The 26,741-nt window shown below is 61.4% G+C and carries 22 protein-coding genes; 14 read left to right on the top strand and 8 right to left on the bottom strand.

Annotated elements, in window-relative coordinates; genetic code table 11:
- The first annotated feature begins 8 nt into the window (after window positions 1-8).
- The 3 genes from ASE94_RS01215 (at window position 9) to ASE94_RS01205 (ending at window position 3,742) form a co-directional block, all read left to right on the top strand.
- Window positions 9-2,318, top strand: coding sequence for a Tex family protein (locus tag ASE94_RS01215; RefSeq protein WP_062628863.1), 2,310 nt, complete (start codon window positions 9-11; stop codon window positions 2,316-2,318).
- A gap of 82 nt (window positions 2,319-2,400) precedes the next feature.
- Window positions 2,401-3,006 (top strand): sulfite oxidase-like oxidoreductase, encoded by a 606-nt coding sequence (locus ASE94_RS01210; protein WP_062628862.1) that lies wholly within the window; start codon window positions 2,401-2,403, stop codon window positions 3,004-3,006.
- Complete coding sequence (locus ASE94_RS01205; protein ID WP_062628861.1) at window positions 2,999-3,742, top strand: FAD-binding oxidoreductase; 744 nt, start codon at window positions 2,999-3,001, stop codon at window positions 3,740-3,742. The genes ASE94_RS01210 and ASE94_RS01205 overlap by 8 nt, the downstream gene beginning before the upstream one ends.
- On the opposite strand, the gene ugpC is transcribed toward ASE94_RS01205, so the two are convergent.
- The 5 genes from ugpC to ASE94_RS01180 all read right to left on the bottom strand — a co-directional run bounded on the left by ugpC (window position 3,739) and on the right by ASE94_RS01180 (window position 11,150).
- Window positions 3,739-4,797, bottom strand: a complete 1,059-nt coding sequence (gene ugpC, locus ASE94_RS01200) for a sn-glycerol-3-phosphate ABC transporter ATP-binding protein UgpC (RefSeq protein ID WP_062628860.1) — start codon at window positions 4,795-4,797, stop codon at window positions 3,739-3,741. The genes ASE94_RS01205 and ugpC overlap by 4 nt on opposite strands.
- 10 nt (window positions 4,798-4,807) lie before the next feature.
- Window positions 4,808-8,002, bottom strand: a complete 3,195-nt coding sequence (locus ASE94_RS01195) for a glycoside hydrolase family 38 C-terminal domain-containing protein (protein ID WP_062628859.1) — start codon at window positions 8,000-8,002, stop codon at window positions 4,808-4,810.
- Window positions 7,999-8,811 carry a carbohydrate ABC transporter permease gene (locus ASE94_RS01190; protein ID WP_061911656.1) on the bottom strand — a complete coding sequence of 271 codons (813 nt, stop codon included), beginning with the start codon at window positions 8,809-8,811 and terminating at the stop codon, window positions 7,999-8,001. Before ASE94_RS01190 ends, ASE94_RS01195 begins: the two co-directional genes overlap by 4 nt.
- Window positions 8,811-9,701, bottom strand: coding sequence for a sugar ABC transporter permease (locus tag ASE94_RS01185; protein WP_061911655.1), 891 nt, complete (start codon window positions 9,699-9,701; stop codon window positions 8,811-8,813). Before ASE94_RS01185 ends, ASE94_RS01190 begins: the two co-directional genes overlap by 1 nt.
- Before the next feature lie 132 nt (window positions 9,702-9,833).
- Window positions 9,834-11,150, bottom strand: coding sequence for an extracellular solute-binding protein (locus tag ASE94_RS01180; protein ID WP_061911654.1), 1,317 nt, complete (start codon window positions 11,148-11,150; stop codon window positions 9,834-9,836).
- A 297-nt stretch (window positions 11,151-11,447) separates the two neighbouring features.
- On the opposite strand from ASE94_RS01180, the gene ASE94_RS01175 reads away from it, so the two are divergent.
- Window positions 11,448-12,464 (top strand): LacI family transcriptional regulator, encoded by a 1,017-nt coding sequence (locus tag ASE94_RS01175; RefSeq protein ID WP_062628858.1) that lies wholly within the window; start codon window positions 11,448-11,450, stop codon window positions 12,462-12,464.
- Here the strand turns inward: ASE94_RS01175 and ASE94_RS01170 are convergent.
- The 3 genes from ASE94_RS01170 to ASE94_RS01160 form a co-directional block, all read right to left on the bottom strand.
- Window positions 12,461-13,651, bottom strand: a complete 1,191-nt coding sequence (locus tag ASE94_RS01170) for an OpgC domain-containing protein (protein WP_200913556.1) — start codon at window positions 13,649-13,651, stop codon at window positions 12,461-12,463. The genes ASE94_RS01175 and ASE94_RS01170 overlap by 4 nt on opposite strands.
- 28 nt (window positions 13,652-13,679) lie before the next feature.
- A complete protein-coding gene (gene mdoH / locus ASE94_RS01165) occupies window positions 13,680-15,437 on the bottom strand; it encodes a glucans biosynthesis glucosyltransferase MdoH (protein WP_200913554.1) in 1,758 nt (585 codons plus the stop codon).
- 143 nt (window positions 15,438-15,580) lie between these two features.
- A complete protein-coding gene (locus tag ASE94_RS01160) occupies window positions 15,581-17,185 on the bottom strand; it encodes a glucan biosynthesis protein G (RefSeq protein WP_062628857.1) in 1,605 nt (534 codons plus the stop codon).
- 2 nt (window positions 17,186-17,187) lie between these two features.
- Between ASE94_RS01160 and ASE94_RS21095 the strand changes: the two genes are divergently transcribed.
- The 10 genes from ASE94_RS21095 to ASE94_RS01115 all read left to right on the top strand — a co-directional run bounded on the left by ASE94_RS21095 (window position 17,188) and on the right by ASE94_RS01115 (window position 26,720).
- On the top strand, window positions 17,188-17,403 hold the full coding sequence (locus ASE94_RS21095) for a hypothetical protein (protein ID WP_162236016.1): 216 nt from the start codon (window positions 17,188-17,190) through the stop codon (window positions 17,401-17,403).
- A 188-nt stretch (window positions 17,404-17,591) separates the two neighbouring features.
- The gene (locus tag ASE94_RS01155) at window positions 17,592-18,701 is read left to right on the top strand and encodes an S-(hydroxymethyl)glutathione dehydrogenase/class III alcohol dehydrogenase (protein ID WP_062628970.1); all 1,110 of its coding nucleotides are present in this window, start codon (window positions 17,592-17,594) and stop codon (window positions 18,699-18,701) included.
- 70 nt (window positions 18,702-18,771) lie between these two features.
- On the top strand, window positions 18,772-19,782 hold the full coding sequence (locus ASE94_RS01150; protein ID WP_062628856.1) for a substrate-binding domain-containing protein: 1,011 nt from the start codon (window positions 18,772-18,774) through the stop codon (window positions 19,780-19,782).
- A 344-nt stretch (window positions 19,783-20,126) separates the two neighbouring features.
- Complete coding sequence (locus tag ASE94_RS01145; protein WP_062628855.1) at window positions 20,127-21,278, top strand: extracellular solute-binding protein; 1,152 nt, start codon at window positions 20,127-20,129, stop codon at window positions 21,276-21,278.
- The gene (locus ASE94_RS01140; RefSeq protein WP_062628854.1) at window positions 21,275-22,153 is read left to right on the top strand and encodes an ABC transporter permease subunit; all 879 of its coding nucleotides are present in this window, start codon (window positions 21,275-21,277) and stop codon (window positions 22,151-22,153) included. Before ASE94_RS01145 ends, ASE94_RS01140 begins: the two co-directional genes overlap by 4 nt.
- A gap of 1 nt (window position 22,154) precedes the next feature.
- Window positions 22,155-22,979, top strand: coding sequence for an ABC transporter permease subunit (locus ASE94_RS01135; RefSeq protein ID WP_062628853.1), 825 nt, complete (start codon window positions 22,155-22,157; stop codon window positions 22,977-22,979).
- Window positions 22,980-23,178: 199 nt separating this feature from the next.
- Window positions 23,179-24,219, top strand: coding sequence for an ABC transporter ATP-binding protein (locus ASE94_RS01130; RefSeq protein WP_062628852.1), 1,041 nt, complete (start codon window positions 23,179-23,181; stop codon window positions 24,217-24,219).
- Window positions 24,216-25,052 (top strand): glycerophosphodiester phosphodiesterase family protein, encoded by an 837-nt coding sequence (locus ASE94_RS01125; protein WP_062628851.1) that lies wholly within the window; start codon window positions 24,216-24,218, stop codon window positions 25,050-25,052. The genes ASE94_RS01130 and ASE94_RS01125 overlap by 4 nt, the downstream gene beginning before the upstream one ends.
- A complete protein-coding gene (locus ASE94_RS01120) occupies window positions 25,049-25,861 on the top strand; it encodes an inositol monophosphatase (RefSeq protein ID WP_062628850.1) in 813 nt (270 codons plus the stop codon). The genes ASE94_RS01125 and ASE94_RS01120 overlap by 4 nt, the downstream gene beginning before the upstream one ends.
- A 115-nt stretch (window positions 25,862-25,976) precedes the next feature.
- On the top strand, window positions 25,977-26,720 hold the full coding sequence (locus ASE94_RS01115) for a phosphotransferase (RefSeq protein WP_062628849.1): 744 nt from the start codon (window positions 25,977-25,979) through the stop codon (window positions 26,718-26,720).
- Window positions 26,721-26,741: the final 21 nt, after the last annotated feature.

Raw genomic sequence — 26,741 nt, 5'->3', positions numbered from 1 at the left:
GCTGACCCATGGCGCTCCCCTCCCAAAACCTTGCCACCCGCATCGCTCAGGAAATCGGCGCCAAGCCCGATCAGGCCAAGGCCGCTATCGAATTGCTCGATGGCGGCGCGACCGTCCCCTTCATCGCGCGCTACCGCAAGGAAGTGACCGGCGGGCTCGACGATACCCAGCTCCGCACGCTTGAAGAACGCCTCGGTTATCTGCGCGAACTCGATACCCGCCGCGACGTGATCCTCAAATCGATCACCGAGCAGGGCAAGCTCACGCCCGCGATCGCCCAGGCCCTCGCCGCCGCGCCCACCAAGGCTGAGCTCGAAGACATCTATCTTCCCTTCAAGCCCAAGCGACGCACCAAGGCAGAAATTGCCCGCGAGCGGGGTCTCGGCCCCCTTGCCGAAGCCATCCTCGGCGATCGCCGCCTCGTCCCTGCCGATCTCGCCCAAAAATATCTCACCGACGATGTTCCCGACGTAAAAGCCGCGCTCGATGGCGCCCGCGACATCATTGTCGAACAGATGGCCGAAAACGCCGATCTCGTCGGCCGCCTCCGCACCTATATGAAGGACCGCGCCACCATCCGCGCCAAGGTCATCAAGGGAAAGGAAGAAGCCGGCGCAAAATTCTCCGACTATTTTGACCACACAGAACGCTGGGCCACGGCCCCCAGCCACCGTGCCCTCGCCATGCTGCGCGGCCGCAATGAGGAAGTGCTCTCCGTCGATATCGAAGTCGATGCCGACGACACGTCCGTCGTCAAACCCGCCGTCCGCATGGTCGCCTCCGCTTATCAGGTTGGCGGCTCCCTTCCCGGCGACAAATGGCTCCTTGAAGTCGCCGGCTGGGCGTGGCGCACCAAGCTCTATGTGCATCTCTCGCTCGATCTGATGCGTGATCTGCGCGAACGCGCCGACGAAGAAGCCATTCACGTCTTCGCCCGGAATCTCAAAGACCTGCTGCTCGCCGCCCCCGCCGGCTCTCGCGCCACAATGGGTCTCGATCCCGGCATCCGCACCGGCGTCAAAGTCGCCGTCGTCGATGGCACCGGCAAGGTCCTCGCCACTTCGACCGTCTATCCCTTCCCGCCGCGCAACGATGTTTCGGGCACTCAGGTCGAGCTCGCCAAACTCATCCGCGCCCACAATGTCGAACTCATCGCCATCGGCAATGGCACGGGCTCACGCGAAACCGAAAAGCTCGTCGCCGACATGCTCGCAAGCATGCCCGCGCCCAAGCCGATGAAGGTCATCGTCTCCGAAGCCGGCGCCTCGGTCTACTCCGCCTCCGCCCTCGCCGCTGCCGAATTTCCCGGCCTCGACGTCTCGCTCCGCGGCGCCGTTTCCATCGCCCGCCGCCTTCAGGACCCGCTGGCCGAACTGGTCAAGATCGAGCCCAAGAGCATTGGCGTCGGTCAATATCAGCACGACGTCGATCAATATCGCCTCGCCAAATCGCTCGATGGCGTCGTCGAAGATGCGGTGAACGCCGTCGGCGTCGATCTCAACACCGCCTCGGCCCCGCTCCTCTCCCGCGTCTCCGGTCTCAGCGGCTCGATCGCCGAAGCCATTGTCAACCATCGCGACGCAAACGGACCGTTCAAGACGCGCAAAGAACTGCTCGCCGTCGCCCGCTTGGGCCAGCGCACCTTCGAGCAAGCCGCCGGGTTCCTGCGCATCACCGATGGCACGGAGCCGCTCGATGCTTCCTCAGTCCACCCCGAAGCCTATGGCGTTGCCCGCAAAATCGTCGCCGCCTGCGGCCGCGATGTCCGCGCCCTGATGAGCGATCCCTCAGCGCTCAAGGCCTTGGACCCGCGCGTCTTCGTCGACGAGCGCTTTGGTCTCCCTACCGTCCGCGACATTATTGGCGAACTCGAAAAGCCCGGCCGCGATCCCCGCCCAGCCTTCAAGACCGCGACCTTTGCCGAAGGTGTCGATGACATCAAACACTTAAAACCCGGCATGCAGCTCGAGGGCACCGTCACCAATGTCGCCGCCTTCGGCGCCTTCGTCGATATCGGCGTCCATCAGGATGGCCTCGTCCACGTCTCCCAACTCGCCGATAAATTCGTCAAGGACCCGCACGAGGTCGTCAAAGCCGGCGATGTGGTGAAAGTCACCGTCGTCGAAGTCGACGTCCCCCGCAAACGTATCGGCCTCACCATGCGCCGCGATGGCGGCGCCTCGGCCCGCGAGGATCGTCCGCAGCAACAGCGGCCAGCCAACAGCCGGCCGTCCCAGCAGCGCCCCGCCCCCGCGCCCAAGGCCAGCGACCAGGGCGCTTTCGGCGCGCTTCTCAGCGCTGCCATGAAAAAGAAGTAACCCGTCTCCCCGCCAGCGCGGATTGCCTGAAACGCCGCGCTGGTTTCTACTGAGCTCCAGCTTCACGCCGGAGGAAACGACCATGGCGACACGCGGCTTTACCGGACGCCCCCGCGAACCCGAGCAAAAGGATCGCGTCCCGCCGGGCCAGCATCTCGTCGATTATTTTCCCGTGCTCACCGCCGGCCCGACGCCCCAAATCGCGACCGAAAGCTGGAAGTTCACCCTAAAAGTCGGCCCGCGCCCGGTCAAAACCTGGACCTGGGCCGAGTTCAACGCGCTCCCCATGACGAAGATGGTGAGGGATATCCACTGCGTCACCACCTGGTCGCTGCTCGACACCACCTGGGAAGGCGTTCTCATCGACGATCTCCTCGCCGACGCCTTTATCGAGCCGCCGACCAAGTTTCTGCTCGCCCATTCCTATGATGGCTATTCGACCAATATCCCCGCCGCCGATCTCCTCACCGGCAAGGCGATGGTGGCCCTGAAATATGGCGGCAAGCCGCTAGAGCGCGACCATGGCGGCCCCGCCCGCCTTCTCGTGCCGCATCTTTATTTCTGGAAGTCGGCCAAGTGGGTCAACGGAATCCAATTCACCGAGCGCGACGAAGCCGGCTTCTGGGAATTGCGCGGCTACCATATCTATGGCGATCCCTGGAAAGAGCAGCGCTATACCGATGATTGATACGATCACTCGCGAGATCCGCTGGCAAGAAGCCAGGATAACGCGCGTCGTCCCGCGCACAAAGACGCTCTCGAGCTTCTTTTTCCTGCCGCCCGAGCCTTTTGCCCATCGCGCTGGCCAGCATGTCGATCTGCGCCTCACCGCGCCCGATGGCTATGTCGCCCAGCGCAGCTACTCCATCGCCTCGGCGCCCAATACCGGTCCCGAAATCGAACTCGCCATCGACCGGCTCGATGATGGCGAAGTCTCGCCATTCTTCCACGATGTCGCCGAGGTGGGCGACGAGATCGAACTGCGCGGCCCACTCGGCGGCCACTTCGTCTGGAGCCCCACCAATGGCGGCCCGCTCCTGCTCATCGGCGGCGGCTCCGGCGTCGTGCCCCTGCTGGCCATGATCCGCCACGGCTTTGCCGAAAAATCCGACGCCCGCGTGGTGCTTCTCTTCTCGGCTCGCACCGCCGCCGAAGCACCCTTCCTCGACGACCTCCTCGCCATCGAAGCTGAGTGGGAAAACTTCACCCTGCGCCTCGCCCTCACCCGCGAAACGCCCAGTCGCCCAAGCGACTACGCTCGCCGCATCGACGGCCCGATCATCACAGACACGATCAAAACGCTCGGCGCCGCGCCAAAGCACGTCTTCATCTGCGGCAGCAATGCCTTCGTCAACGTCGCCGCCGACCGCGCGGTCGAGGCCGGCATTCCCGCCGATATCATCCGCACCGAGCGCTACGGCTAGGCGCGGATCGCCCGTCCCTCTCCATCAAACAAATGCACCTCGCCGGGCGGCAGTGCGATATGCATCGGCTGGTGCAATTCGAGGTCCGGCGCGCCGTCGAGTTTGACCGTCACCATTTCCCCGTCCGGCAGTTCGACATAGGCCAGCGCATATTCGCCGAACTGTTCGATCACGGCGAGCGTCCCGCTCAGATGCGCGCTTTCCGGGCTCGCCAAAGTCAGATGCTCGGGCCGTGCCCCGATGGTTTTAACCTTTGAGAGATCGACGCCGCTCAATGTTAACGGAATGTTACCCGGCAGGCGCAGTTGATTGCCCTCTGGCGTCACGGAGATAAAGTTCATGCGCTGGCTGGCGATAAACCCCGCAACGAAGGTGTTGACCGGGTTGCGGTAGAGATCGAGCGGCGAACCGACCTGCTCGATATTACCTGCATTGAGCACCACGATCCGGTCCGCGAGGGTCATCGCCTCGACCTGGTCATGGGTCACGTAAATCATTGTCGCATCAAGCGTATCGTGCAGTTTTGCAATCTCGACCCGGGTTTGCGCCCGCAGCGAAGCGTCGAGATTGGACAGCGGCTCGTCGAACAAAAACACCTTTGGATTGCGCACGATCGCACGCCCAATGGCGACGCGCTGCCGCTGCCCGCCAGAAAGCGCCTTGGGCATGCGATCGAGATAGGCTTCGATCTGCAAAATCCGCGCAGCTTCCCTAACCCGTTGATCCACCTCTTCTTTCGGCGTCTTCTTGAGCTTGAGGCCAAAGGCCATGTTCTCATAGACCGTCATATGCGGATAAAGCGCATAAGACTGGAACACCATGGCGATGCCGCGCTGGGGCGAGGGCACGTCGTTGACCACCCGGCCCTCGATTGAAATCTCGCCGCCCGTAATCGGTTCGAGCCCGGCGATCATGCGCAGAAGTGTTGATTTTCCGCAGCCCGAGGGCCCGACGAAGACAACGAATTCCCCGCTTTTGATCTCGAGATCGACCCCATGGACGACCTCGAGGTTCCCATAGGATTTCCGGACTTGGCGAAGCGTGACATCGGCCATGAAAACCTCCTCAGACTTCCAGGAGAAGCGTTGTGATTTCGAAGGGGCGCAGCTTCAAGGTGACGCTATTGTCCTTGATTGCCAAAGGCTTGCTCGGCCCCTCTTCCATTAGGTTGACGGTGCGCACGCTCTTGACCTTGACCCCGAAGGAGATGGTCGCCTCGGCCCGGATATTGGCGTGCTCGAAGACGCGCAGCACCACGGCGTCGGATTTCTCGGCCTTTTTCACCGTCTCGATGGTAACGTTATCCACGTCCACCTGAGCGAAGCTAAACTGGGCGAGTTCACCAGCCTTCGCCGCCGAAGGCGTCAGATTGCCGATCACGGCGAGGGGGTTGTTGAAGCGTTCGGCCGCGCGATGCACCTGGGCCAGATCCGCCACGCCTTCATGGATAAAGAGCGCATATCGGATGCGATGTTCGCCGAGGTCAGCGTCGGGTGCCGGGAAGGTCGAACCCCGCACCAAAGTCAGCCGAACCGATTGCTCGTGGCAATCATAGGCATATTTGCTGTCATTGATCAGCGCGGCGCCAAAGTCGGATTCGGAAATATCGACCCAACGATGCATCGAGGCCTCAAACCGCGCGCGGTCCCAGGTGGTATTGCGATGGGTCGGGCGCTTCACATGGCCGAATTGGATTTCCGAGCGGATTTCGGAAATGTTGAGATCGAACGGGAACTGCGCCTTGATGACCTGCTGCCGCTCCTGCCAATCGATGAAGGTGTCGAACTCGACCTGACGCGCACCGGCGGAAATCGAAATCACCTGCACAATCAATGACTTTTGGTATTTTCGTTCGACACGGATCGCCGCGCGGTGCGGCCCGGTTTCGACGACCGAAATCTTCGTCGGGCTATCGGCCAGCGGCCAGAACTGTTCTTCGAAATAGCGGTCGATATCCCAGGCGTCCCATTCCATGGGCTTGTCTTCGTAGGCAATCAGACGATTGGCCGTCTTGCCCGGCGCCAGCACATCGCGCTGCCGCTTCTTGTCGAAGATCCCTGTGATCTCGCCCGCCTTGTCGAAGTCGACGCGGATCAGCTCGTTTTCGAGATGCTTTTCGGAGACCGAGACACTGGAGGTCATGACCAGTGGTCCCGCCACGACCTGTGCCGCCGTCCAGCCGAGCGCCGCAATATTACGCACCGGCGCCACGGATTCCGTGCTGCCATCGGCGCGGGTAATGGCCTGGATCGGTGCCGAGCCATTCGCCGTCGCCAGCGTATTGCCATCGGCAACCTGGCCGAGGCTCACCAGTTCCGCGCGGTTCTGGCTCGTGAAATTGAGCACGCGAAGCTGATCCTTGCCGGGCTTGGCAAAGGCCTGGGCCGCCGCATGCCATGGCCCGTTTTGCGAGGAGAGCGTCGAGAAAATCTGGTGATATTCGCCATCGCTATCCACATAAACTTCCGGAATAGATGTGCCCGGCAGGATGTCGTGGAACTGGTTGATCAGTACCAGCTCCCAGAATTCGGCAAGCGTTTCAGTGGGATAGGCATGGCCCGCCTGGGTCAGCGCCATGATGCCGACAAATTCGAGCTCGCGCAAACGGCGCTCGGCATTGCGGTTATTGGCCTTGTTCTTGGCGACCGAGGTCAGCGTGCCGCGGTGATACTGCAGATAAAGCTCGCCATTCCAGGTCGGGAATTTGCCGGGGTTCGCATTCATCGCCGTGCCCAGGCGATCAAGGAATGGCACGATGCCCTCAAGCTTGACCTTGGGCGCGCCGGGAATGCCACGCTCGAGCCGCGTGCCACGCTCGATCATGGCGCGCGTCGGTCCCCCTCCGCCATCGCCATAGCCATAGGACATGACGACCTGATCATAAGCCGCCTTGGGCTCATAGCGCTTCCATGCGCCCATGGTCTCAGAGACCGAGAGATCACCATTATAGGTCGTGAAAATCTGTTCGCTGTCATACCTTTGCGCGGTGATGAGCTGGGCCTTGGTCACCGTCCCATCGATGCCGCGCCAGAAGAACGTGTCATAGGGATGCCGATCCGTGTCGTTCCAAGAGAGCTTCGAGGTCACGAAATATTCGAGCCCGGATTTCTCCATGATCTGCGGCAGGTTGGCCGAATAGCCAAACGTATCCGGCAGCCAGACGGTCTTGGGCGTCACCTTGAAGTTTTCGATATGGAAGCGACGCCCGCGCATGATCTGGCGGACCAGCGACTCCCCCGAGGCGATATTAACGTCCGGCTCCACCCACATGGCGCCTTCGATCTCGAACTGCCCGGATTTGACCTTCTTGAGCATGCGCTCCCAGATTTCGGGATAGTCCTTCTTCAGGAAATCGAAGAGCACCGACTGGTTGTACATGAAGACGAACTGCGGATACTCCTCCATCAGGTTGAGCACCGTGGCAAAGCTGCGCCCGGTCTTGTCGCGCGTATGCATCACGCGCCAGAGCCAACCGACGTCGAGATGGGTCGAGCCCACCGCCGTGATCTGCGGCTGCACCTCGGTATCGACCAGATCGTAGATTTCCTTGGCAATCTTTTCGGCCGCCGGCAGGGTCGCTTCGAACTCGGGCGTATGCCCATCGCGCCGATCAAGCGCGCGCAGGGCACGGTCGACAATATTGAGAATCGCCTGCCGCCGCGGATCGTTCTGATAGAGGCGCACCGCCACATCGAGCGGGGTCTGCAGGTCATAATAGAGTTTTTCCGCGCGCTCATTGCGCACCAAGAAATCCACTTCGAACCCAACAAGCGGCCGGTCAAAGAACGTAAAGGCATTGACCAGAATGACGTGCTTGTTGCCCGGCTTGGCATTGCGCTCAATGACGAGTTCAGTGTGATTGCCGTCCAGCGCCTGCGCGATCTTGCCGTCGAGATAGGCGAGACATTGCGGGTCGGTCGAACCAGGCCGGTCCTGCCATTGGCTGGTGAAATGGGCGACAAACACCTTGCCCTTCGCTTCTGCCGGCACGGTAATTTCAGCGGCGAACCAAGTGTGTTCCTGATGCTTGGCCCAGACAGAGTGGCTGCCGAACTTTTCCCAAGTCCGCCAATCCGCCTTCAGTGCCTCGGCTGCCGTAAACCCGTCGGCGCGCTGCACGTGCCACTGGAATGGCACATTGGCGAGCGGCGTGCGGATCTTTGTTTCAAGGTCCTTGCAGAGGCGGAGGAGCTTTCCTTCCATCTTGAGGTCGTCATCGAGAAGACCGAGCTTGGTGGATTGGGGATTGGAATAGGTCATCCTTTGACTCCGACACCGGCGAACCCTGTGTTCATGTTCCGCCGCAACAAGAAATAGACGGCGATGGCAGGCGCCGCATAGAGAATGGAAAAGGCCGTGAGGAAGCCATAGTTGATGGCGCCCTGCTGGCCGAACGCTGCGTAAAGCCCCACCGACATCGGGAAGGCATCCTGCACGCGCGCAAAGATTAGCGGCAGCAGGAACTCGTTCCAGGCTCCCGTGAAGCTGAAGAACCAGACCACCGCAATGCCCGCGCGCGACATGGGCAACACGATTTTCGTGACAATCTGAAGAAGCGTTGCGCCTTCCACATAAGCGGCTTCCTCAAGCTCGATCGGCACCGTGTCGAAGAAGTTTTTCAAGAGCAGCAGCGTGAAAGGCAGATTGAGAATGGTCAGCGCGATGATGACGCCGAGCTGATTGAGGAGGCCCGAGCGCTGCGCCGCAAAATAGAGCGGCACGAGCACGCCGGCCGATGGCAACATGCGCAAGAGCACCAGCGTCCAGAGGAAAGCGTTGCGCCCCGGAATGCGCAGGCGCGACAGCGGATAGGCCGCCGAAATGCCCACCACGACCGAAAGCGTCGCCGTGCCCGCCGCGATTATGAAGGAATTGAGAAATTGCCGCCCGGCATTGCCGCTGACAGCGAGCCCAAAATTGTCAAAGCCAAATGCCCTCGGAATTTCAAGCTGGCCGGTCGAGAGCGGATTGAAGGCGTTGAGGATCAGCCAGGAAAAGGGGCTGACCCAGATCACCGCCATAAAGGTGAGCGCAATGGCGGTCAGGCGCGAGGGGCCGGTATTGTCCATTATTTTGGCTCCCGCAGAAGACGGAGATAAAAGAGCGACAAGAAGCCGACGATCAGCAGCATGGCGACCGAAATCGCCGAGCCAAAGCCCAGATTGCCGCGCGAAAAGCTCTGATTATAGAGGAACACGGCGAGCGTTTCCGTCTGCCGCCCCGGCCCTCCGCCGGTCATTGCGAAGATCAGCGGGAAATAGGTGAAGGTCCAGATGGTGATGAAGAGCATATTGGTCGCGATATGCGGCCGGATGATCGGCAATTGCACGAGCCAGATGCGTTGGAGCGGCGTCGCGCCATCGACCTTGGCCGCCTCGACCACCTCACGGCTGACCGAGTCGAGGGCTGCGGAAAACAGCAGATAGGACCAGGCCGTACCCTTCCAGATATTGGCGATCGTCACGACCGGCAGGGCGTAATTGTTGATGAAGTTGATCGGCGGAAAGCCAAGCGGCACGACGATCAATTGGTTGATGAGGCCGGTCTGGCTCGTCGTTGCCGACCAAAGGAATGCCGCGACGATATCGGGCAAGAGCCAGCCGAGCATGATGCAGACTTCGACCACCGTGCGCAGCGTCGATTGCGTGCCGCGCAGCGTCGCCGCTAGCAGGAAACCCAGCACCGACTGGCCGACAATGGCCGAGAAGAACACGAAGATAACCGTGGTCCAGAGCGATTCAAGAAAACCGCGGCGCGTAAACAGCCGCTCGAAATTCTCGAGCCCCACCCAGCTCCACTCAACGCTCTTCCGCCCGACCAGTGCGAGATCGGTGAACGAAAAGGCAAAGGCCCAGGCGGTGAAATAGAGCAGCGCACCAATCAGGACGATGGCTGGCAACATGCCGATGACAAGCACATAGAGATTGCCGGTGAGCCAAGGATTGACCTGATTTTTCATGGATTTTTTCTCACTGGCAGAAGATCGGCCACGCATCCCGCGTCAGCCCCAAGAGGGCGACAATCGAGAATAAAACTCCCGTCGCGGCGGCACCCGGAGGACTAGTGGGCGCCGCCGCGTCGGGAGGATTCTTTATTCGTAGGTGATGACGTTCTCTTCGCCGAACTCGTCGACGAGAGCGTTGTGATAGGTCTCGATCACCTCATCGACCGACACACCATCGAGCAGATCCGAAGTCGCCTGCTGGATCAGGGCCGATACCGTCTGATAGCCCGGAACCGTGTCGCGGCCGGTCGTATCGGCCGCAAGCGCCGTTGCCTTGGCAAGGAACGGATCAGCCATATATTCGGGCGAATCCGAGATGTCGGTACGGACAGCCATGCGGTGCGTTTCAAGGGTCCAGGCCTTGAAATTGGCTTCGTCGAAGATCGAGGTGATCAGCTTGAAAGCCAGTTCCTTGTCCGAAGCCTTGGCGTTGACGCCAATGGTCCAGCCGCCCGAAATATTGGTCGTCGCCTTGGTGCCCGGCTCACCCGAACCCGGCCATGGCGTCCATGCCACTTCCGCATCGCGGACTTCGCGGGTGGGCGGGTTGTTGCAGTCCCAAAGGCATGCATCTTCCCATGAACCCGAAGCGAGGATACCGAGCTGATCGGCAGCGAGAGCCGCGCGAACGGCTGCGCCGATATCGGTGGCGTAGTTCAGATCAGCCGGATTGAGCTGATCTTCGGAATAGACCTTGGAATAGAGCTCGAACGTGCGGCGCAGGGCCGGGCTGTCGCCAATCCACTGATTGGTTTCGCGGTTGAGGAGGCGATTGCGATCGCCCTCGGGCACGTCGGCACCGAGGAGGGCCATATAGACGCCCTGCATGGTCGACGCTTCGCCCTGCTTGGTGCCGGCCGGAAGCTGGAACGGATACTGGACGCCCGCATCCTTGAGCTTTTGCGCGGCATCAAGAATGTCCTGCCAGTTCTTGGGCTCCCATGGGGTCGGAATGCCGGCCTTTTCGAAATTGGACAGATCGTACCAGAGCATGCGCACGTCGGTATCGGTCGGCAGCGCGTAGACTTCGCCCTGATAGGAAGCGACTTCCAGGAGGCCCGGCAGATAATATTGGGACTGGTCCCAGCCCTTGAGGTGTTCGCCAAGCGGCTCGAGATAACCGGCGGACGCCAGTTCGGACACCATGAACGAATCCATCAAGGCGACATCGGCGGCAGTGCCGGCGCTGAGATCGAGCGCGATGCGCTGATCATAGCCCTGGCCCGGCAGCTTGATGGCGTTGACCTTTTCACCGGTCTCTTTTTCGAAATTGGCAATGCCGGGCTCGACCAAGGCGGCGATCCAATCGGCATACATGAATGATATTTCAGCCCGTGCAGGCAGCGTCGACGCGGCCATCAGCGTTAGGGCGGCAACGGTCGACAGGAAACCGGTTTTGAGCATTAACTCCTCCTCTGCTCTTTGGCCGCGCTTTGCACCGCGGCTTTGCACCGGACCTCCATATCCAGCACGGCCCGAGGTAATCACAACCTCTGCAACGTTGCAATGGCCTCGTGCCATTTGTCATCCCTGCTGACCTATCCGGTTTTTTATCTAATGATATCAGCGCTTCGATCCGAGCTGTATCGTTTCCATCTAACCGTGCGGCGTATAGAACGTTACAAAAAATTCGCATTGGATTGGCCGTGCGGCCATGTGTAGACTCGCGGTCCAGATAATTCATGAACAGCCAAGACGACAGTGACCAAAGCCAGTAGCGGCAATCAGCGCGTGACGCTGAAAACCATTGCCGAAATGACGGGGCTGAGCCTCTCGACCGTCTCGCTCTCCTTGCGCGGCGGCACGACGCTCAAGCAAGAGACCCGCGACAAGGTCAACGAGGCCGCGCGCGCGCTCGGCTATGTGCCGGACCGTGCCGGGGTGCGCCTGCGCACCGGCAAGACCAATGTCATCGCGCTGGTTCTCGATGGCGCCGAAGACTCCATCGATTTCGCCCGCTCGATGATCCAGGGCATTGGCCACGCCATTCGCGGCACGCGCTATCACCTGACGGTCATCCCCGAATTCGAGCAGCACCCCACCACCGATACGATCGGCTACATCCTCTCCAACCGCACCGCTGATGGTGTCATTATCACCCATACTGGCCCGCGCGATCCGCGCGTGCAGATGATGATCGATGCCGACTTCCCCTTCGTCAGCCATGGGCGCACCGAGTTTTACACGCCGCACGCCTATCACGATTTCAAGTCCGAGGAATTTGCGGCGCTTGCCGTCAGGCGCCTCGTAGACCTCGGACGCAAGGACATCATGCTGGTCATTGGCGATGACAGCACGACCAACTACCAAAACATCGTCACGAGTTTTCGGAAAAACGCCGCCCGCGCCGGCGTCGAGGCGCGCGTACTGGAAGGGACGGCCAAACTGCCTCCCGCGGAGATGCGCCAAGTCGGCTTGAAACTGGCCGCCGCGCCCGACCGGCCGGATGGCATCATTTCAGACAGCGAAATGCGCACCATCGCGCTCGTGGGCGGGCTCACCGAGGGCGGGGTCGTGCTTGGGCGGGAAGTGAGCCTGATTTACAAGCAAACCTCCGGCATTCTGCCGACGCTCTTTCCGCAGATGGACAGCATTCGCGAGGACATTTTTGGCGCCGGCGGCGAATTGACCCGTCTCCTCCTCCGCCGCATCGACGGCGCGCCTATCACCGACTTGCAGACGCTTGCCGAACCCCAGCCGCATTGGCGGAGTGACTAGGGCGCCACCGGCCCCGTTGGCACGGCCTTAGTCCGTGCTTCGCCTGCCCGCATCTTGACGGTGTCGGTCAGGGCGTAAGCCAGGCCCACCTGAATGCCGAGGCCCACAATCAGGATAAGCGCGTCAGTCAGCGTGCTCGCCGGCGTCCCGGCCTTCACGGCCTGGAAAAAGAGGCTCAGCGCAGTGCCGGTCGAGAATACCGCGAGCCCCTGTCGCCCCATGACCCGGAGCGGCGAGACCCAGCGCGAGGCCGCAATGGTCTGCATGGCCGGGATCGAGGCGAGCACATAGAACAGACACAGCGCATGCAGCAGCCGCGGCAGCGACAGGAAGGTCTTGTCGAAGGAATGGATGTAGAACGGAAAGCCCGACTTCCAGAGGAAGGTCAGGAAGCCATTGCCCATGGCGCCAACCGGCTTCACCTTCATCCAGAAAATGGTGAGGATCAGAAAACCCAGCGCCAGCAAAAACGCCAAAGGATTGACCGGGAAGAACCGTCGCGAGGTCTTCATGCCGATGCCGGCAAGAAGGCCGATGACGAAGATCAATTGCCAGGAAAGCGGATTGAAGAACCAGCCGCCAGAATTGGGATAGTTCGGGAAATTGAGCCGGAACTGTCCGGCAATGGCCCAGACCAAGACCGACCCGGCGAGCACCCAATAGGGCTTTTTCAGCGCCGTCATGATGAGGAACGGCGTGAACAGCAGCAGCGTCAGATAGAGCGGCAGGATGTTGAGATAGCCGAACTGGTGCGTCAGCAGCGGAATGCCGATCAGCGTCGGCAGGGGATCGCGCGCCAGGGCTTTGAGATTATTGGTTTCGAGTAGTTCGAAGAGCCCGAAATAGTGTGCAGCTGCGGCAAAGGTGCCGAGGAAGATAAAGGTCAGCGTCAGGTGCACGAAATAGAGCTGGCGCGCCCGTGCCCAAGGCCGGGCGACCGAGAGCCAAAGCGGCGCTTTCTTCAGGATAGAGCCCGAATAGGCCAGCCCCGCGGCGACGCCCGACATGAAGACAAAGGCTTCAGCCGCGTCGGAAAAGCCAAAATTGCGATTGGTGAAATATTCGAAGACCGTGCCCGGCACGTGGTTGATGAAGATCATCACCAGCGCGAGGCCGCGGAACATGTCGAGCCGTTCGTCGCGCGCGCCGGGGGGCAACGGAGCCGGCCCCGCCATGATCGATCGCATGAATGGAATTGCCCCCCAGAAGGAAGGCCTAGGCTGGAGCATGGATACCCACTTCGGCAAGACCCGATGTCTTTACCGGGGCGGTCGCACGCCAGCCGGCAAGAATCAAGTCCGCTTCGCGGATAATCGCGCTTGGTGCCCGCTCGCTGGGCACGCTGAAGAGCCAGGAACTGACCGGCGCATCGCCACCGCGCGAGCTCGCCCAGATGACGAGCGGCGCGGCGAGCGCCGGGGCTGCCACGGGCAGAAGCCAGGGCAGATAGGCCAGAGCGAAGAGCGCCATGAAGACGAGCGTTGCCAACGCGGTCACGACGATCCACCAACTGGCAGCAAAGGCTGTTTTCATCGACACAGCCTTGGCATCCCGTTCGGTCGCCGGCCAGCCACCGTCGAACCCGAACAGAATTTGGAAAACGGCGCGGCTCTGGAAAGCGAGCAGCACCGGAGCGATGACGGTCGAAATGACAATCTCGCTTAAAACCGAAGGAATGATGGCCCAGCCGCCAAACCGCGCATTGGTGCCGTCAATGGCGCCGCGCAGGGCAATGGCGAATTTGGGCAGGAGCAGCGTGGTCAGAACACCGATACCGATGAGCCACGGCGTCGCGCCCCAGCGGTCACCGCCACTATCGGGCAAGATGCTGGCCGCAATGCTGGCGATCAGCAGCAGCAGCCAGAGTGGCGAGGCCAAATAGGCCATGATGCCCTGGACGAAGGTGAACCGGCTCCAGAATTTGAGGCCTGGTGCCGCAATCAGCCGACGATGCTGCAGGTTGCCCTGGCACCAGCGGCGATCGCGCTTGGCATATTCGATGAGGTTTTCCGGGCCCTGCTCATAGGAGCCGCCGAGCTCAGGATCTACCTCGACCTTCCAGCCACCACGGGCAAGCAGGGCTGCCTCGACATAGTCGTGGCTAAGGATATGGCCGCCATAAGGTGGCTTGCCGGAAAGCACGGGCAGGCCGCAGCAGGACGCGAAGGCTCGCACGCGCACGATGGCATTGTGCCCCCAATAGGGACCATGTTCGCCCTGCAGCATGGCGGAGCCACGCGCGAAATAGCGGGAAAAATAGGCCGAGGAATACGCCATCATGCGGCCAAAGACCGTGCGCGCCGCGATCACGACGGGCACGGTCTGTAGAAGGCCCATTTCCGGATCGGTATCCATGCGCCGCACCATGGCCACCATGGTGTCGGCTTCCATCAGGCTGTCGGCATCGAGGATGATGGCATAGTCATAGGCGCCACCCGAGCGGGCGACGAAATCTTCGATATTGCCGGCCTTGCGCCCGACATTGCGGTCGCGGCGGCGATAAAAGATGCGGCCAGCGGCCTCGGGCTCGACGATCAGGCGCTCGAATTCGCTCGCTTCTTCCGCTGCCACCTCAAGCGAGGTCGAATCGGAAAGAATGACGAAGTGAAACTGTGGGCCAAAGCCGCGCGCCACGATCTGGCGGTTCATCGCCGCGATGCGCGCAAAGGTTTCGACCGGATCTTCGTTGTAGACCGGGATCAGCACGGCCGTCTTGCCCTCGGGCCGGCCGACATCGCGCCGCGGTTTCGGCGCCGGCGACAGCGCGCCAAGTAGGCCGATCGTGCCGCCCCAAACCAGCCAAAAGCCGGTGAGGACCAGAAGGGTTGTCCTCACCCAATCGAGCAAAACCGGACGGTTGCCTCCGATCAGGTCGAGAAAGACCGTGCCGGCGGTCAAGCTTACGGCCGCGGCAAAGCTCAGCGTAAGTAGCCTTAGCCACTCAGCCTGCCCCATCGTGTGCCGATTGCTCATACGTTCACTGTCCTAGCCACGCTGCCATACGAACAGGAAAGCACGCCAAAACGATCCAAATGCGGCAGGACGCTCAAGCGCCTGCTTTGGCATGGACAAGGGTGCATTCGGCAAGCCATCTAGGGGCTGGAAATTCTGATGCTTCATGCGGGTACTCCACGCCATTGGTAAAGCCAGGCTTCGGTCAGCGGTTCTCCGCCCGATCCGATGCTGGCTCGCAATTCAATTAGGCTCTGCCCCTCGGTCTCGACATCGAGCACCAACCGCCAGAGGCCATTGGCTTCGATCTGAGAAAAGGTCGATCCCACGATCTCGCCGGCCGATGCTGTCGCCTCGACTTCAAAGACCGTATCGGGCGAAAGTTCGGCGAGCCTGCCGCCATCGAAATCGATGACGAATTTTCTAAGGCTTGCGGCGTTTTCGACACCGGAGACACCGCCCTGCCCGATGCGCGTCTCGACCACATGGGCAAGAGCATCATCGTCGCGCGGCATCAGATCACCCCAGATTAGCCGATAGCCATATTCACGGGCTTCGCCTGCCTTCGGGGGCTCGTTGGGAATCCAGAACGCGCCAATATTGTCATCGGTTTCCGACTTGGCCGGAATTTCAATGAGACGAACCTGGCCCTGCCCCCAATTGCCTGTCGGCTCGACACGCATCGAGGGGCGGCGTTCATAATGGGCGCCGGCATCCTGGTAGGATTCGAATTCGCGATTGCGCTGGTAAAGCCCAAAAGCGCGGATATTGGCGTCCCAGAAGTAGGAATTGCCGAGCTGCTCGTTGTTGTTGAGCTGGCGCCATTGCGGCAGGCCAGCTTCGGGCTCGATGACGAGACCGGAACAATCATGCACCTGGGGCCGGAAATCGTCGAATTCATGCCGGTTGGTTTCGGCAAAGAGGAACATCGAGGTGAGCGGGGCAATGCCCATCTCGGCGATATCGGTGCGGAAATAGAGCCGCGCCGTCACGTCCATGATGGTTTCCTGCTGGCTTTCGCCGGCGGGATGAATGACGAACCGATAGGCGCCGGTGACGCTCTGGCTTTCAAGCGCGGCATAGACCGTCAGCGGGCCTTTCTCGCTTGGGCGCTCGATATAGAATTCGCTGAAGCGCGGGAATTCTTCCGGTCCATCGCGCCAGGAATTGATCAGTAGGCCACGCGCGCTCGAGCCGTAGATATTGCCGCGGCCAAGCGCGCGGAAATAGCTCGCGCCCAGAAACGCGACGAGTTCGTCGGCCACATCCGGACGGTTGAGCGGATAGTTGATGCGAAAGCCGGCGATCCCTGGAAACTCGGCGGTCTCCATCTTCTCGCGCTCGGCCTTGTCATCGAAATGATAGATGAAATCGTCCGAGTTGAAGGCGAAGGGATGGGAATCCCCGTCGGTGATCTCGTAGACCGAGACCTTTTCCTTGAAGAGCCAGCCGGGCGGGAAAGCCTGGATCTGGAAACCATGATCATCGCCGAGCCAGCGCGCCTTCTTGGTGTTGAACTGCACCCGGCGGTAGCCGTCATAGTTGAGGCCGGTATAGGCCTCGGAATCGATCAGCTCGGGGCTCTGATAGGGCTGGCCGGCTAGATCGCGCATGCGCGCGGAAAAACTGTCGAAGTCGAACTGGCCCGAAACGGGTTCGAGCGCCATCGCCGCGCCGGTGAGCGACGTCGTGGAAAGCAGGGCAAGTGTCGCCGCGGCGCTGGTCAGAAAAGCGCGGCGGGAAAAGCGATGGGAATGAGCGGTGAGCATTTGTGACGCTTGTTGTTCTTTGCTTTCCATCAATTTCCGGCAACGCCGCCAAGGTGGGAAAGTTGTTGCATGGCGGGCATGCGAATCACGCATACCCAAACGGCTCTCGTTTCCGCCTTCTGGCGGCCTTGTTCCACGCGTTAAAAATGCGTGAACAGCGCCTCGCTAAGGGTCGATTGGGGCGAAAGGCAGGCGATCAAAAAATGAACAAAAATTGATTTGGTTCCACTAAACCGATGAAATTCCTCAAAATCTCAGGACTCTCGGTGTTTTGATCAGCTGTTTTGCTGGCTTTGCCCGCTTTCGATGCGCCGACTTGCCGCAGATGAAGCCACTCTCGGGGTGACTTGCACCCCGGAGCATGGGCTTGTACCTCACGATCAAGACCGACTTGAGGAAGCCAGCCATGAAATCCCGCGCCGCCGTCGCCTTTGCGCCAGGAAAGCCGCTTGAAATCGTCGAGATCGACGTCGCTCCGCCCAAGAACGGCGAGGTGCTGATCAAAATCACCGATACCGGCGTCTGCCACACGGACGCTTTCACACTCTCAGGCGATGATCCGGAAGGGCTCTTTCCCGTCGTTCTAGGCCATGAAGGCGCGGGCGTCGTTATCGAAGTCGGCGAAGGCGTCACCTCGGTCAAGCCCGGCGACCACGTCATCCCGCTCTACACCGCCGAATGCGGCGAATGCCTCTTCTGCAAGTCGGGCAAGACCAATCTCTGCACGTCGGTCCGCGCCACCCAAGGCAAGGGCGTCATGCCCGATGGCACCACGCGCTTTTCCTATAATGGCGAGCCGCTCTACCACTATATGGGCTGCTCGACTTTCTCCGAATATACGGTCGTCGCCGAAGTCTCTCTCGCCAAGATCAATCCTGAGGCGAACCACGAGCACGTCTGCCTTCTCGGCTGCGGTGTCACCACCGGCATCGGCGCTGTTCACAACACGGCCAAGGTGCAGGAAGGCGACACCGTCGCCGTCTTCGGCCTCGGCGGCATCGGCCTTGCCGTCATCCAGGGCGCCCGCCAGGCCAAGGCCAGCCGCATCTTTGCCATCGACACCAATCCGGGCAAATTTGATCTCGCCCGCGAATTCGGCGCCACGGACTGCATCAACCCCAAGGATCACGACAAACCGATCCAGCAGGTCATCGTCGAAATGACCGGCTGGGGTGTCGACCACTCCTTCGAGTGCATCGGCAATGTCAACGTCATGCGCGCCGCCCTCGAATCCGCTCATCGTGGCTGGGGTCAGTCGATCATTATCGGCGTTGCCGGCGCCGGCCAGGAAATCTCCACCCGCCCCTTCCAGCTCGTCACCGGCCGCAAGTGGATGGGCACCGCCTTCGGTGGCGTCAAGGGCCGCAGCCAGCTCCCCGGCATGGTCGAAGACGCCATGAGCGGCAAGATCGACCTCAAACCCTTCGTCACCCACACGATGGGCCTTGATGAGATCAACCACGCCTTCGATCTCATGCATGAAGGCAAGTCGATCCGCTCGGTGATCAAGTACTGATCACCATCGCCTCTTGACGGGGCGTGGAATGAAAGCAACATCGCGGGCCCGACACTCGAGGCCCGCGATCATGACTGAGGAACGCCGCCCCTTCGTCAGCGCGCGCACCGTCGCCGAGCGCGCCGGCGTTTCCCGCTCCGCCGTTTCCCGCACCTTTACCGATGGCGCCAGCGTTTCCGAGGAAACCCGCCGCAAGGTTCTCGAGGCGGCCGGTGAGCTCGGCTACCACGTCAATCACCTCGCCCGGGGCCTGCGCGAGCGCAGCAATATCGTCTGCCTCGTCGTCGCCGACATGACGACGCCCATCCGCGCACGGCTGATCGACGTCCTGACACGAAAGCTGCAGGCCGCCGGCAAAGTCACCATGGTCATCAATACCGGCACCGACGAGCAAAGCGTCGCCTCGGCCATGCGGCAGACCCTCAATTATCGCGCCGATGCCACCGTCTTTCTCTCCGGCACTCCATCGGCAAAGCTCATTGAAACAAGCCTCACCAATGGCCAGCAGGTCGTCCTCATCAATCGCGACGATCCGCTGACCGGTTGCCACAATCTCGGTGTCGACAATGAAATGGCGGGTCGCGAGGCTTTCTTCCTCCTCCGCCGCGCCGGCTGCACGCGCCTTGCCCTCGTCACTTCTACCGCCCATACCGCAAGCCTGATCGAGCGCGAACGCGTCTTCGTCTCCGTCGCCGAAGCTGCGGGCCTCTCGGTCACCGTCATGGCTGCCGGCCCCACCACCTATGCCTCGGGCTATGAAAGCGCGCGCCGCCTTTTTGGCCGCTCCGACGGTCCCGATGGCGTCTTCTGCGTCACCGATCTGCTCGCGCTCGGCTTCATGGATGCGGCCCGCCACGAGTTCGGCCTCACCCTCCCCGATCAGCTTTGCCTTGTCGGGTTCGACGATATCGAAGAGGGCGCCTGGGAATCGTATAAGCTCACCACCTTCGCTCAGCCCTTTGCCGAAATGGGCGATCACGTGGTCGACCTTCTGGCTGCACCAGTGCCGGTTATCCCCGGCCGCCGCATTTTTCAGCCCGTCCCGATCTGGCGAAAAAGTATAAGAGCCTCAGCACTCTAAAAAGTGCACTGCACAGACAGAAACGCCTTGCACACGTGCGCAGGCTTTCACTGTCATCAAAGCGTTACCCAAGCAAAATATTGAGCACAGTCGAAAGAGATGGAATTGCACTTGTGTGCAAGCATCTTTCGGTGTTGTCTGGTGCTGCAACGATGCACAAGATCGACCCGGCAAAAGATTGGGCTGTCTTCCGCACGCTGCCGCAATGAGGAGGGGAGCCCATGAGTTGGGTGGATGCGAGCTGGCCGCGCATCCGCTGATCGGCCAGCGTGCCGGTTCATGGACTCCGTCGCCAGCGAGAGCGAAGGTAAGCTCGCCCTGAGCTGCCGACACGGGAGAGACTGATGAAACGCCGCCATTTCCTGATTTCCGCCGCCGCTATTTCGGCTGGCGTGACCCTGATGCCCCGCATGACCTTCGCTGCCGAAGGCGTGATCGACGTCTATTTCACCTCGGACCAGAACGTCATCGACTTCTGGACCAATGTGGTAAAACCGAAATTCGAAGCCGCCAATTCCGGCATCACGCTCAATCTGGTTGACGGTGGCGACGGCCCCGGCGTTGCCGCCATCGGCGACCGTGCTCTTGCGGCCCTCGCGAGCGGCGCCGATCCGCAGGCCGATCTTTTCGAAGGTTACGACACCCGCGTCAATGCCGGCGCCATCGACAAGGGCCTCTTCGTCGATTTCTCCGCCGCTGGCCTTTCGAACTATTCCAAGGTCAATCCGCTCGCCAACGACATTCCGACCCGCCTCCCCTATCGCGGGTCGCAGGTACTCCTCGCCTATGACACGACCAAGCTCGATCCGGCCAATGTGCCCAAGACCTGGGCCGATCTCGTCACCTGGATCAAGGCCAATCCGGGCCAGTTCATCTACAACCGTCCCAACAAGGGCGGCTCGGGTGGCAATTTCGTCCGTCGCGCCATTTTCGAAGCCAATGGCAATGACCCCAAGAAATTCACCGTCGACAATTTCACCCCTGAATTTGCCGAAGAAGCCCTGACCCCCGCCTGGGCCATGCTCAACGACCTCGCCCCGTCGCTCTTTGAGAACGGCGCCTATACTTCGGGCAATACCCAGTCGCTGCAGCTGCTCGGCCAGTCGGCCGTCACCATGATCCCGGCCTGGTCCGATCAGGCCCTCTCGGCCATCCAGCAGGGCGTGCTGCCGGAAACCACCGGCCTCGTCCAGCTGCAGGATCTCGGCCTTCCCGGCGGCTTCACCTATATCGCCGTGCTCTCGAACGGCGCCAACAAGGATGCCGCCCTCAAGCTCGCCGACTTCCTCCTCACCGAGGAAATCCAGTCTGCCGTTCTCACCGAACTCGGCGGCTTCCCCGGCGTCTCCTGGGACTATGTTGCAGCAGACCTGCGTGAACGCTTCGCCGATATCATCCCGGAATCGATCCCGACCTTCCCGGGCGGCAAGTGGGAAACCGCCATCAATGATGGCTGGTACCGCGCCGTTGCACCGAACGTGGACCCTGCCTCGTGACATCGACAGAAGCGGGCGCCCTGGCGCCCGCACCCACGCAACGCAAGAGGCCGATCGGCCTCTTGCTCGTGGCCGTGCCCGTTCTTCTCGTTCTCTGGCTCATCATCTGGCCGATCATTTCGGCGGTGATCCAGACCCTCTGGTTGCCGACGCCCGATGGCGGGCGCACCTTTTCGACGGAAAGCTACGAGTTCTTCGTCAGCGATCCCTATAGCCGGGCGAACCTCTCGATCACGCTCTGGACCACCGGCGTCTGCGCCGTGCTGCTCCTCGTGATTTGCTTGCCGATCGCGCTCTATCTGCGCTTTTCCAATTCCAAGATCGCCGCTTATGTGCAGGGCCTCGCCATCTTCCCGATGTTCGTGCCTTCCATCATCCTCAGCTTCGCATTCATCCGCGTCCTGGGGCCAAACGGCACCGTCGATCTGCTCCTCAATTCGGTAGGTCTCCCCAAGATCAAATCGCCCTATTTGACCCCCTGGGGTCCGGTAATCGGTCTTGTCTGGGACAATATCCCGCTGACCGTCCTGATCCTTCTTTCAGGCCTCGGCAATGTGTCCAATCAGGCGATTGAGGCCGCACGCGATGTCGGCGCGGGGCGCTTCGCGCTCCTCTGGCACATCATCCTGCCGCGCATTTCCAATTCCATCCTTGTCGCCATTTCCTTTGCCGTACTCGGCATCTTCTCGGCCTTCACCCTGCCCTATGTGCTCGGTCCTGCCGCTCCGGAAATGATGGGCCCCTTCATGCAGCGCACCTTCCGCGATCTTTTCGATCCGACAAATGCCATCACCCAGGCCGTGATTACCTTCGGCTTCTGCATCGTCTTCGGGCTCTTCTATGTGCGCTCCGTCGCCAAGAACAGGACGCCCTGACATGAGCACCGCTGTAAAAATCAGAGCGCCGATCGACTGGACCGGCATCTTTTTCGCCGTCGTCCTGACCCTCGTCATCGTCGCCCCGCTCCTCGTCGTCGGCACCTGGGCCTTCACCAATGTCTGGCGCTTTCCTTCGGTCATCCCGCAGGAATTCGGACTCAAATTCTGGTACCAGACCCTGGCCCGCGCCGATGTCTGGTCCTCGATCACCATGAGCCTGACGCTTGCGACCACGGTGACGGTGCTCTCCGCCGTCATCTGCCTCCCTGCCGCCTACGCCTTTGCCCGCCTCGACTTCCCCGGCCGCGATATTTTGTTCTTTTCGTTTCTCGCCGGGCACGCCTTCCCGAAGTTCGGGCTTCTCGTCGCCATTGCCGGCATCTTCCTGCAACTGAACCTCATCGGCACATTCTGGGGCGTCGTCCTCATCCAGCTCGTCGGCACGCTGCTGTTCATGATTTGGATCCCTGTCGCCGCTTTCCAGTCGGTCGATCGCAAGATGGAAGAAGCCGCCCGCGACGTTGGCGCCTCACCCTTGCGCGTCTTCTGGTCGATCACCCTGCCACAAGCCGGCCCGACCATCGCCGCCGCCATTCTCCTCAGCTTTGTCGGTACCTTCTACGAAACCGAAGGCGCCTGGCTCATCGGCGCCCCCCAAGTCCGCACCCTCCCGGTTCTGATGATCTCCTTCATCAACAACCAGCCCGTCATCCAATACGGCGCGGTGCTCTCGGTCTTGCTGTGGGTCCCCAGCTTCATCGCCCTCTTGTTTGCAAGGCGGGTGGTCAATTCGGGTTCGTTTGCCAAGGGGTTCGGTGCTTGAGCATGGCCCAGCACACCCCCTCCCAACCTCCCCCATCAAGGGGGAGGTGTCCGATCCAGTTTGAGGCAGCTTCTCGCCTAAACCACCGTCCCTTCACCTCCCCCTTTGATGGGGGAGGCCGGGAGGGGGTGTGGCCAAACTCACCGTTCTCCAGTCGCGCAGCGACCCTTCCCCGCGACCGCGTGACCTAGGAATAAAAATGTCCGTCCTCACCATCAAAGACGTCACAAAGCTCTTCCCCGGCGGCACCAAGGCTGTCGACTCCTTCTCCCTCGAAGTCGCGGACGGCGAACTCGTCTGCCTGCTCGGCCCCTCGGGCTCGGGCAAGTCGACGCTTCTCCGCATGGTTGGAGGTTTCGAGACCCCAACCTCGGGCCTCATCGCCATCGATGGCGAAGACATCACCCGCACGCCGCCGGAAAAGCGTCCGACGGGCATGGTGTTCCAGAGCCACGCGCTCTGGACGCACATGGACGTCGCCAAAAACCTCGCCTTCGGCCTCAAACTCCGTCGCCTGCCGGCAGACGAAATCAAGCGCCGCGTCGAAGCCGTGCTCGAGCTCGTCGGTCTTGGCGGCTATGGCTCGCGCCGCGTCACCCAGCTTTCGGGCGGCCAGCAGCAGCGCGTCGCCTTGGCCCGCTCGCTGGTGCTCGAACCCAAAATCCTCCTCCTCGACGAACCCTTTGCCAGCCTTGACCAGCATTTGCGTGAACGCCTCCGCGAAGAAGTCCGCGACATCCAGCAGCGCGTCGGGATCACGACGCTCTTCGTCACGCACGGCCAGGACGAGGCCCTTTCCATGGCCGATCGCATCGTCGTCATGCGCGATGGCCGCACCGAGCAGATCGATCGCCCCGACGTCGTCTATCGCAACCCGCAGACGCCTTTCGTCGCAGGCTTTATCGGCACGATGAATCTCATCGAAGGCACGGTCAGCAACGGCCAGTTCGCCCGCGCCGGTTTCTCCCATCCGCTCGCCATCGGCGACGGCCCGACCACCCTTGCCGTCCGCCCCGAAGCGCTTGATATCGTCCCGGCTGAACCCGGCGCCGGCAAAGTCCATCGCGTCACCGATTACGGCACCCATGGCCTCGTCGATTTCGACCTCCCAGATGGCAAGCGCCTGAAAGCCATGGTCAATCAGCCCGGCCAGTTCCAGCACGGTCAAGGCGTCAACCTCATGCCCCGCGCCGTCGCCGCCTATCGCGACGACGTCCAGGTGTTCCGGAGCGCCCCATGAGCGATCCCCTCTATCTCGAGCGGGATGGTCACCGCACTTCTATCAAATGGCATCGCGGCCGGCGCAAGCCAATCGATCCGGTGTTCACCGGCAGCCGCATCCTCGAAGCCATGCGCCTCGGGGCCAGTGTCGAAGTCGATCTCGTTATCCACGCCGACCACGGCTGCGCTATCCTTCATAACTTCGCGCTCGATGCCGAAACCACCGGCACGGGCCTCGTCCGCGAAACGCCGGCCTCGGTTCTCCGCGAGCTGAACCTTCGCGGCAATGACGGCCAGCCGATCGCTGACAAGGTTATGCTGCTCGAAGACCTCTGTGCGCTTCTTTCCAAAGAGAAGCCGCACCCCGACGCACTGCTGCAGCTCGATTTCAAGGAAGGCCACGCCGCCCTCACGCCAAGTATCGTCGCCAATTTCGGCGCGAGTGTCGCGCCTGTCGCCGATTACCTTATTCTCTCCGGCGGCGACTTCGATGCTATCGGAATGCTAACGAATTCGGCCCCGAAACTGCGCAGCGGTTACGACCCTTGCTACGGGGAATCCCTCGCCAAGCTACAAGCGACCGGCGACTACCAGACCTTCATTTCCGAGGCCCTCGCGACCGCCCCAGACGCGGACATGATCTACCTCGCCTACGAAATTGTCCTCGCCGCAGATAAGTCCGGCTTCGATATCGTCGCGCCCATCCACGCGGCCGGCAAGCGCATCGACGCCTGGACGATACGCCAAGTGGATTCATCAACCATTCCGCTGATCGAGCGCCTTCTCGCGCTCAAGGTCGATCAGATCACGACGGACGATCCGGAGGGGCTCGCCGCAGCCTTTGCCTCATGAGCCACGATTACCCAAACATTCTCGCCGACATGGTCGCCACCGCCCGTGAGGCCGGCGCACTCACCCTTGAGCATTTTGCGCGTTTCCGCGATCTCGAAATCGGCGTCAAAGGCCCGGGCGACTTCGTCTCCGATGCCGATCGCGACTCTGAAACCCTGATCCGCGAGCGCCTGCTTTCCGCCTATCCCTGGGGCCTGACGGGCGAAGAGTTCGCGCCGGCCGAACGTGATGACGAGACCCATCGCTGGCTCGTCGATCCGATCGATGGGACGACCAATTTCCTCAATGGCCAGCATTATACAATCACCATCGCCCTCCGCCGGGGCAACGAAACCATGTGCGGCCTCATCTACAATCCCGTCTCCGACGAGATGTTCACCGCGCTCAAGGGCGGCGGCGCCTTTCTCAATGGCGAGCGCCTTCATGTCAGCCGCTCAACCGATGTGGCCATGATGTGCATCGGCACAGGCCTCCCAACACCGAACCTGCAGCTCTATCCCGGCGCCTATAGCCGGCTCGACGCCATCCGCGCGCCGACCGGCGCCGTCCGCATCGTCGGCAGCGCCGCCAATTCCTGCGCCTATGTCGCCTGCGGGCGCCTCACCGGCTACTTTGAGGAAACCGGCTTCGTCGACACCGCCGCCGGGATTCTGCTCGTCGAAGAAGCCGGCGGGATCGTCACCGACTGGTGGGGCCGCGGTCCGGACATTTTTGAAAAGACCGGCACACTGATCGTCGCCAATGCGGCAACCCACGCTTTCCTCATGGATCAGCTCAAGGACGTCCCGCGGAAAGATCCCAAACCGTAACCAGATATCCCCGCCCCGGCGCATGGCATTTTCCGCGCCGCCTCCCGACTTATTCCCGGCCCTCCAATCCTGTGGCATGCTCATCGCCAGCAAGGGCTGATGATTTGAACCGCAAATGAGTTGGGATGCGCTGACACTTTGGGACGCGACGCGGATAAAACCGCTCACCGGCGGCTCGTCCAACGATGTGTGGAGCGTCGATATCGGCGGCACAATCGCGGTGGCGCGCTTGGGCAGGCGGAGCGCTGACGATCTTGCCTGGGAGGTCGCGCTGCTGCAGCACCTCGATCGCGCAGGCCTGACCGTGCCCGTGCCGATCCCTACAAAAGATGGCAGGCCGTTCGCGCATGGGCTGATGGTGATGACCTTTATCGAGGGTGGACCGCCGGCCGATGCCAGCGATTGGCGGCGCGTAGGCGAGACGCTGCGCGCGCTTCATCGACTGACAGCGAATTGGCCTCAACGCCCGGGCTGGAAGGCGTCGCTCGAATTATTGCGCGCCAATCACGGCACCCGCATCGATCTCACCGCCATGCCGGACGAAGCCGTCAAACGCTGCCGCGCGGCTTGGGCCCGTCTTGCGGGGCACGAAATGTGCGTCGTCCACGGCAATCCCAACAACCCGGCCAATATCCTCATGACAGGCGATCGGGTCGGCCTTGTCGATTGGGATGAAGCCCATGTCGATGTGCCCCTCCTCGATCTCGTCCTGCCGTTTAATGGCGGCGCGTTGGAGGGCGCCGAGGGTGATGCCGCGGCCCAAGCCTCTGCCGCATGGGAGGCTGCCGTCTGCTGGAAGGATGATTATGCCGAGAATAGGCTGGCCGAAGTGCGTGCCGTGTCAGCCTCTAGAGATTAATTCAAATCCCCTTGTCGCTGA

The organism is Devosia sp. Leaf64 (assembly GCF_001421945.1).
Lineage (GTDB): Bacteria > Pseudomonadota > Alphaproteobacteria > Rhizobiales > Devosiaceae > Devosia.
The sequence above is the reverse complement of the archived record's forward strand: the minus strand, read 5'-3'. Positions and strand labels throughout refer to the sequence as shown.

Bases quoted from the DNA above. Each gene is read 5' to 3' on its own strand.
- ASE94_RS01130 (WP_062628852.1), top strand. From the start codon at position 23,179: ATGTCCGTCCTCACCATCAAAGACGTCACAAAGCTCTTCCCCGGCGGC.
- ASE94_RS01155 (WP_062628970.1), top strand. From the start codon at position 17,592: ATGAAATCCCGCGCCGCCGTCGCCTTTGCGCCAGGAAAGCCGCTTGAA.
- ASE94_RS01185 (WP_061911655.1), bottom strand. From the start codon at position 9,701: ATGAAAAATCAGGTCAATCCTTGGCTCACCGGCAATCTCTATGTGCTT.
- ASE94_RS01195 (WP_062628859.1), bottom strand. From the start codon at position 8,002: ATGACCTATTCCAATCCCCAATCCACCAAGCTCGGTCTTCTCGATGAC.
- ASE94_RS01205 (WP_062628861.1), top strand. From the start codon at position 2,999: ATGATTGATACGATCACTCGCGAGATCCGCTGGCAAGAAGCCAGGATA.
- ASE94_RS01160 (WP_062628857.1), bottom strand. From the start codon at position 17,185: ATGCTCACCGCTCATTCCCATCGCTTTTCCCGCCGCGCTTTTCTGACC.
- ASE94_RS01190 (WP_061911656.1), bottom strand. From the start codon at position 8,811: ATGGACAATACCGGCCCCTCGCGCCTGACCGCCATTGCGCTCACCTTT.
- ASE94_RS01215 (WP_062628863.1), top strand. From the start codon at position 9: ATGGCGCTCCCCTCCCAAAACCTTGCCACCCGCATCGCTCAGGAAATC.
- ASE94_RS01115 (WP_062628849.1), top strand. From the start codon at position 25,977: ATGAGTTGGGATGCGCTGACACTTTGGGACGCGACGCGGATAAAACCG.
- ASE94_RS01135 (WP_062628853.1), top strand. From the start codon at position 22,155: ATGAGCACCGCTGTAAAAATCAGAGCGCCGATCGACTGGACCGGCATC.
- ugpC (WP_062628860.1), bottom strand. From the start codon at position 4,797: ATGGCCGATGTCACGCTTCGCCAAGTCCGGAAATCCTATGGGAACCTC.
- ASE94_RS01145 (WP_062628855.1), top strand. From the start codon at position 20,127: ATGAAACGCCGCCATTTCCTGATTTCCGCCGCCGCTATTTCGGCTGGC.
- ASE94_RS01210 (WP_062628862.1), top strand. From the start codon at position 2,401: ATGGCGACACGCGGCTTTACCGGACGCCCCCGCGAACCCGAGCAAAAG.
- ASE94_RS01150 (WP_062628856.1), top strand. From the start codon at position 18,772: ATGACTGAGGAACGCCGCCCCTTCGTCAGCGCGCGCACCGTCGCCGAG.
- ASE94_RS01170 (WP_200913556.1), bottom strand. From the start codon at position 13,651: ATGCGATCGATCATGGCGGGGCCGGCTCCGTTGCCCCCCGGCGCGCGC.
- mdoH (WP_200913554.1), bottom strand. From the start codon at position 15,437: ATGAGCAATCGGCACACGATGGGGCAGGCTGAGTGGCTAAGGCTACTT.
- ASE94_RS01120 (WP_062628850.1), top strand. From the start codon at position 25,049: ATGAGCCACGATTACCCAAACATTCTCGCCGACATGGTCGCCACCGCC.
- ASE94_RS01125 (WP_062628851.1), top strand. From the start codon at position 24,216: ATGAGCGATCCCCTCTATCTCGAGCGGGATGGTCACCGCACTTCTATC.
- ASE94_RS01180 (WP_061911654.1), bottom strand. From the start codon at position 11,150: ATGCTCAAAACCGGTTTCCTGTCGACCGTTGCCGCCCTAACGCTGATG.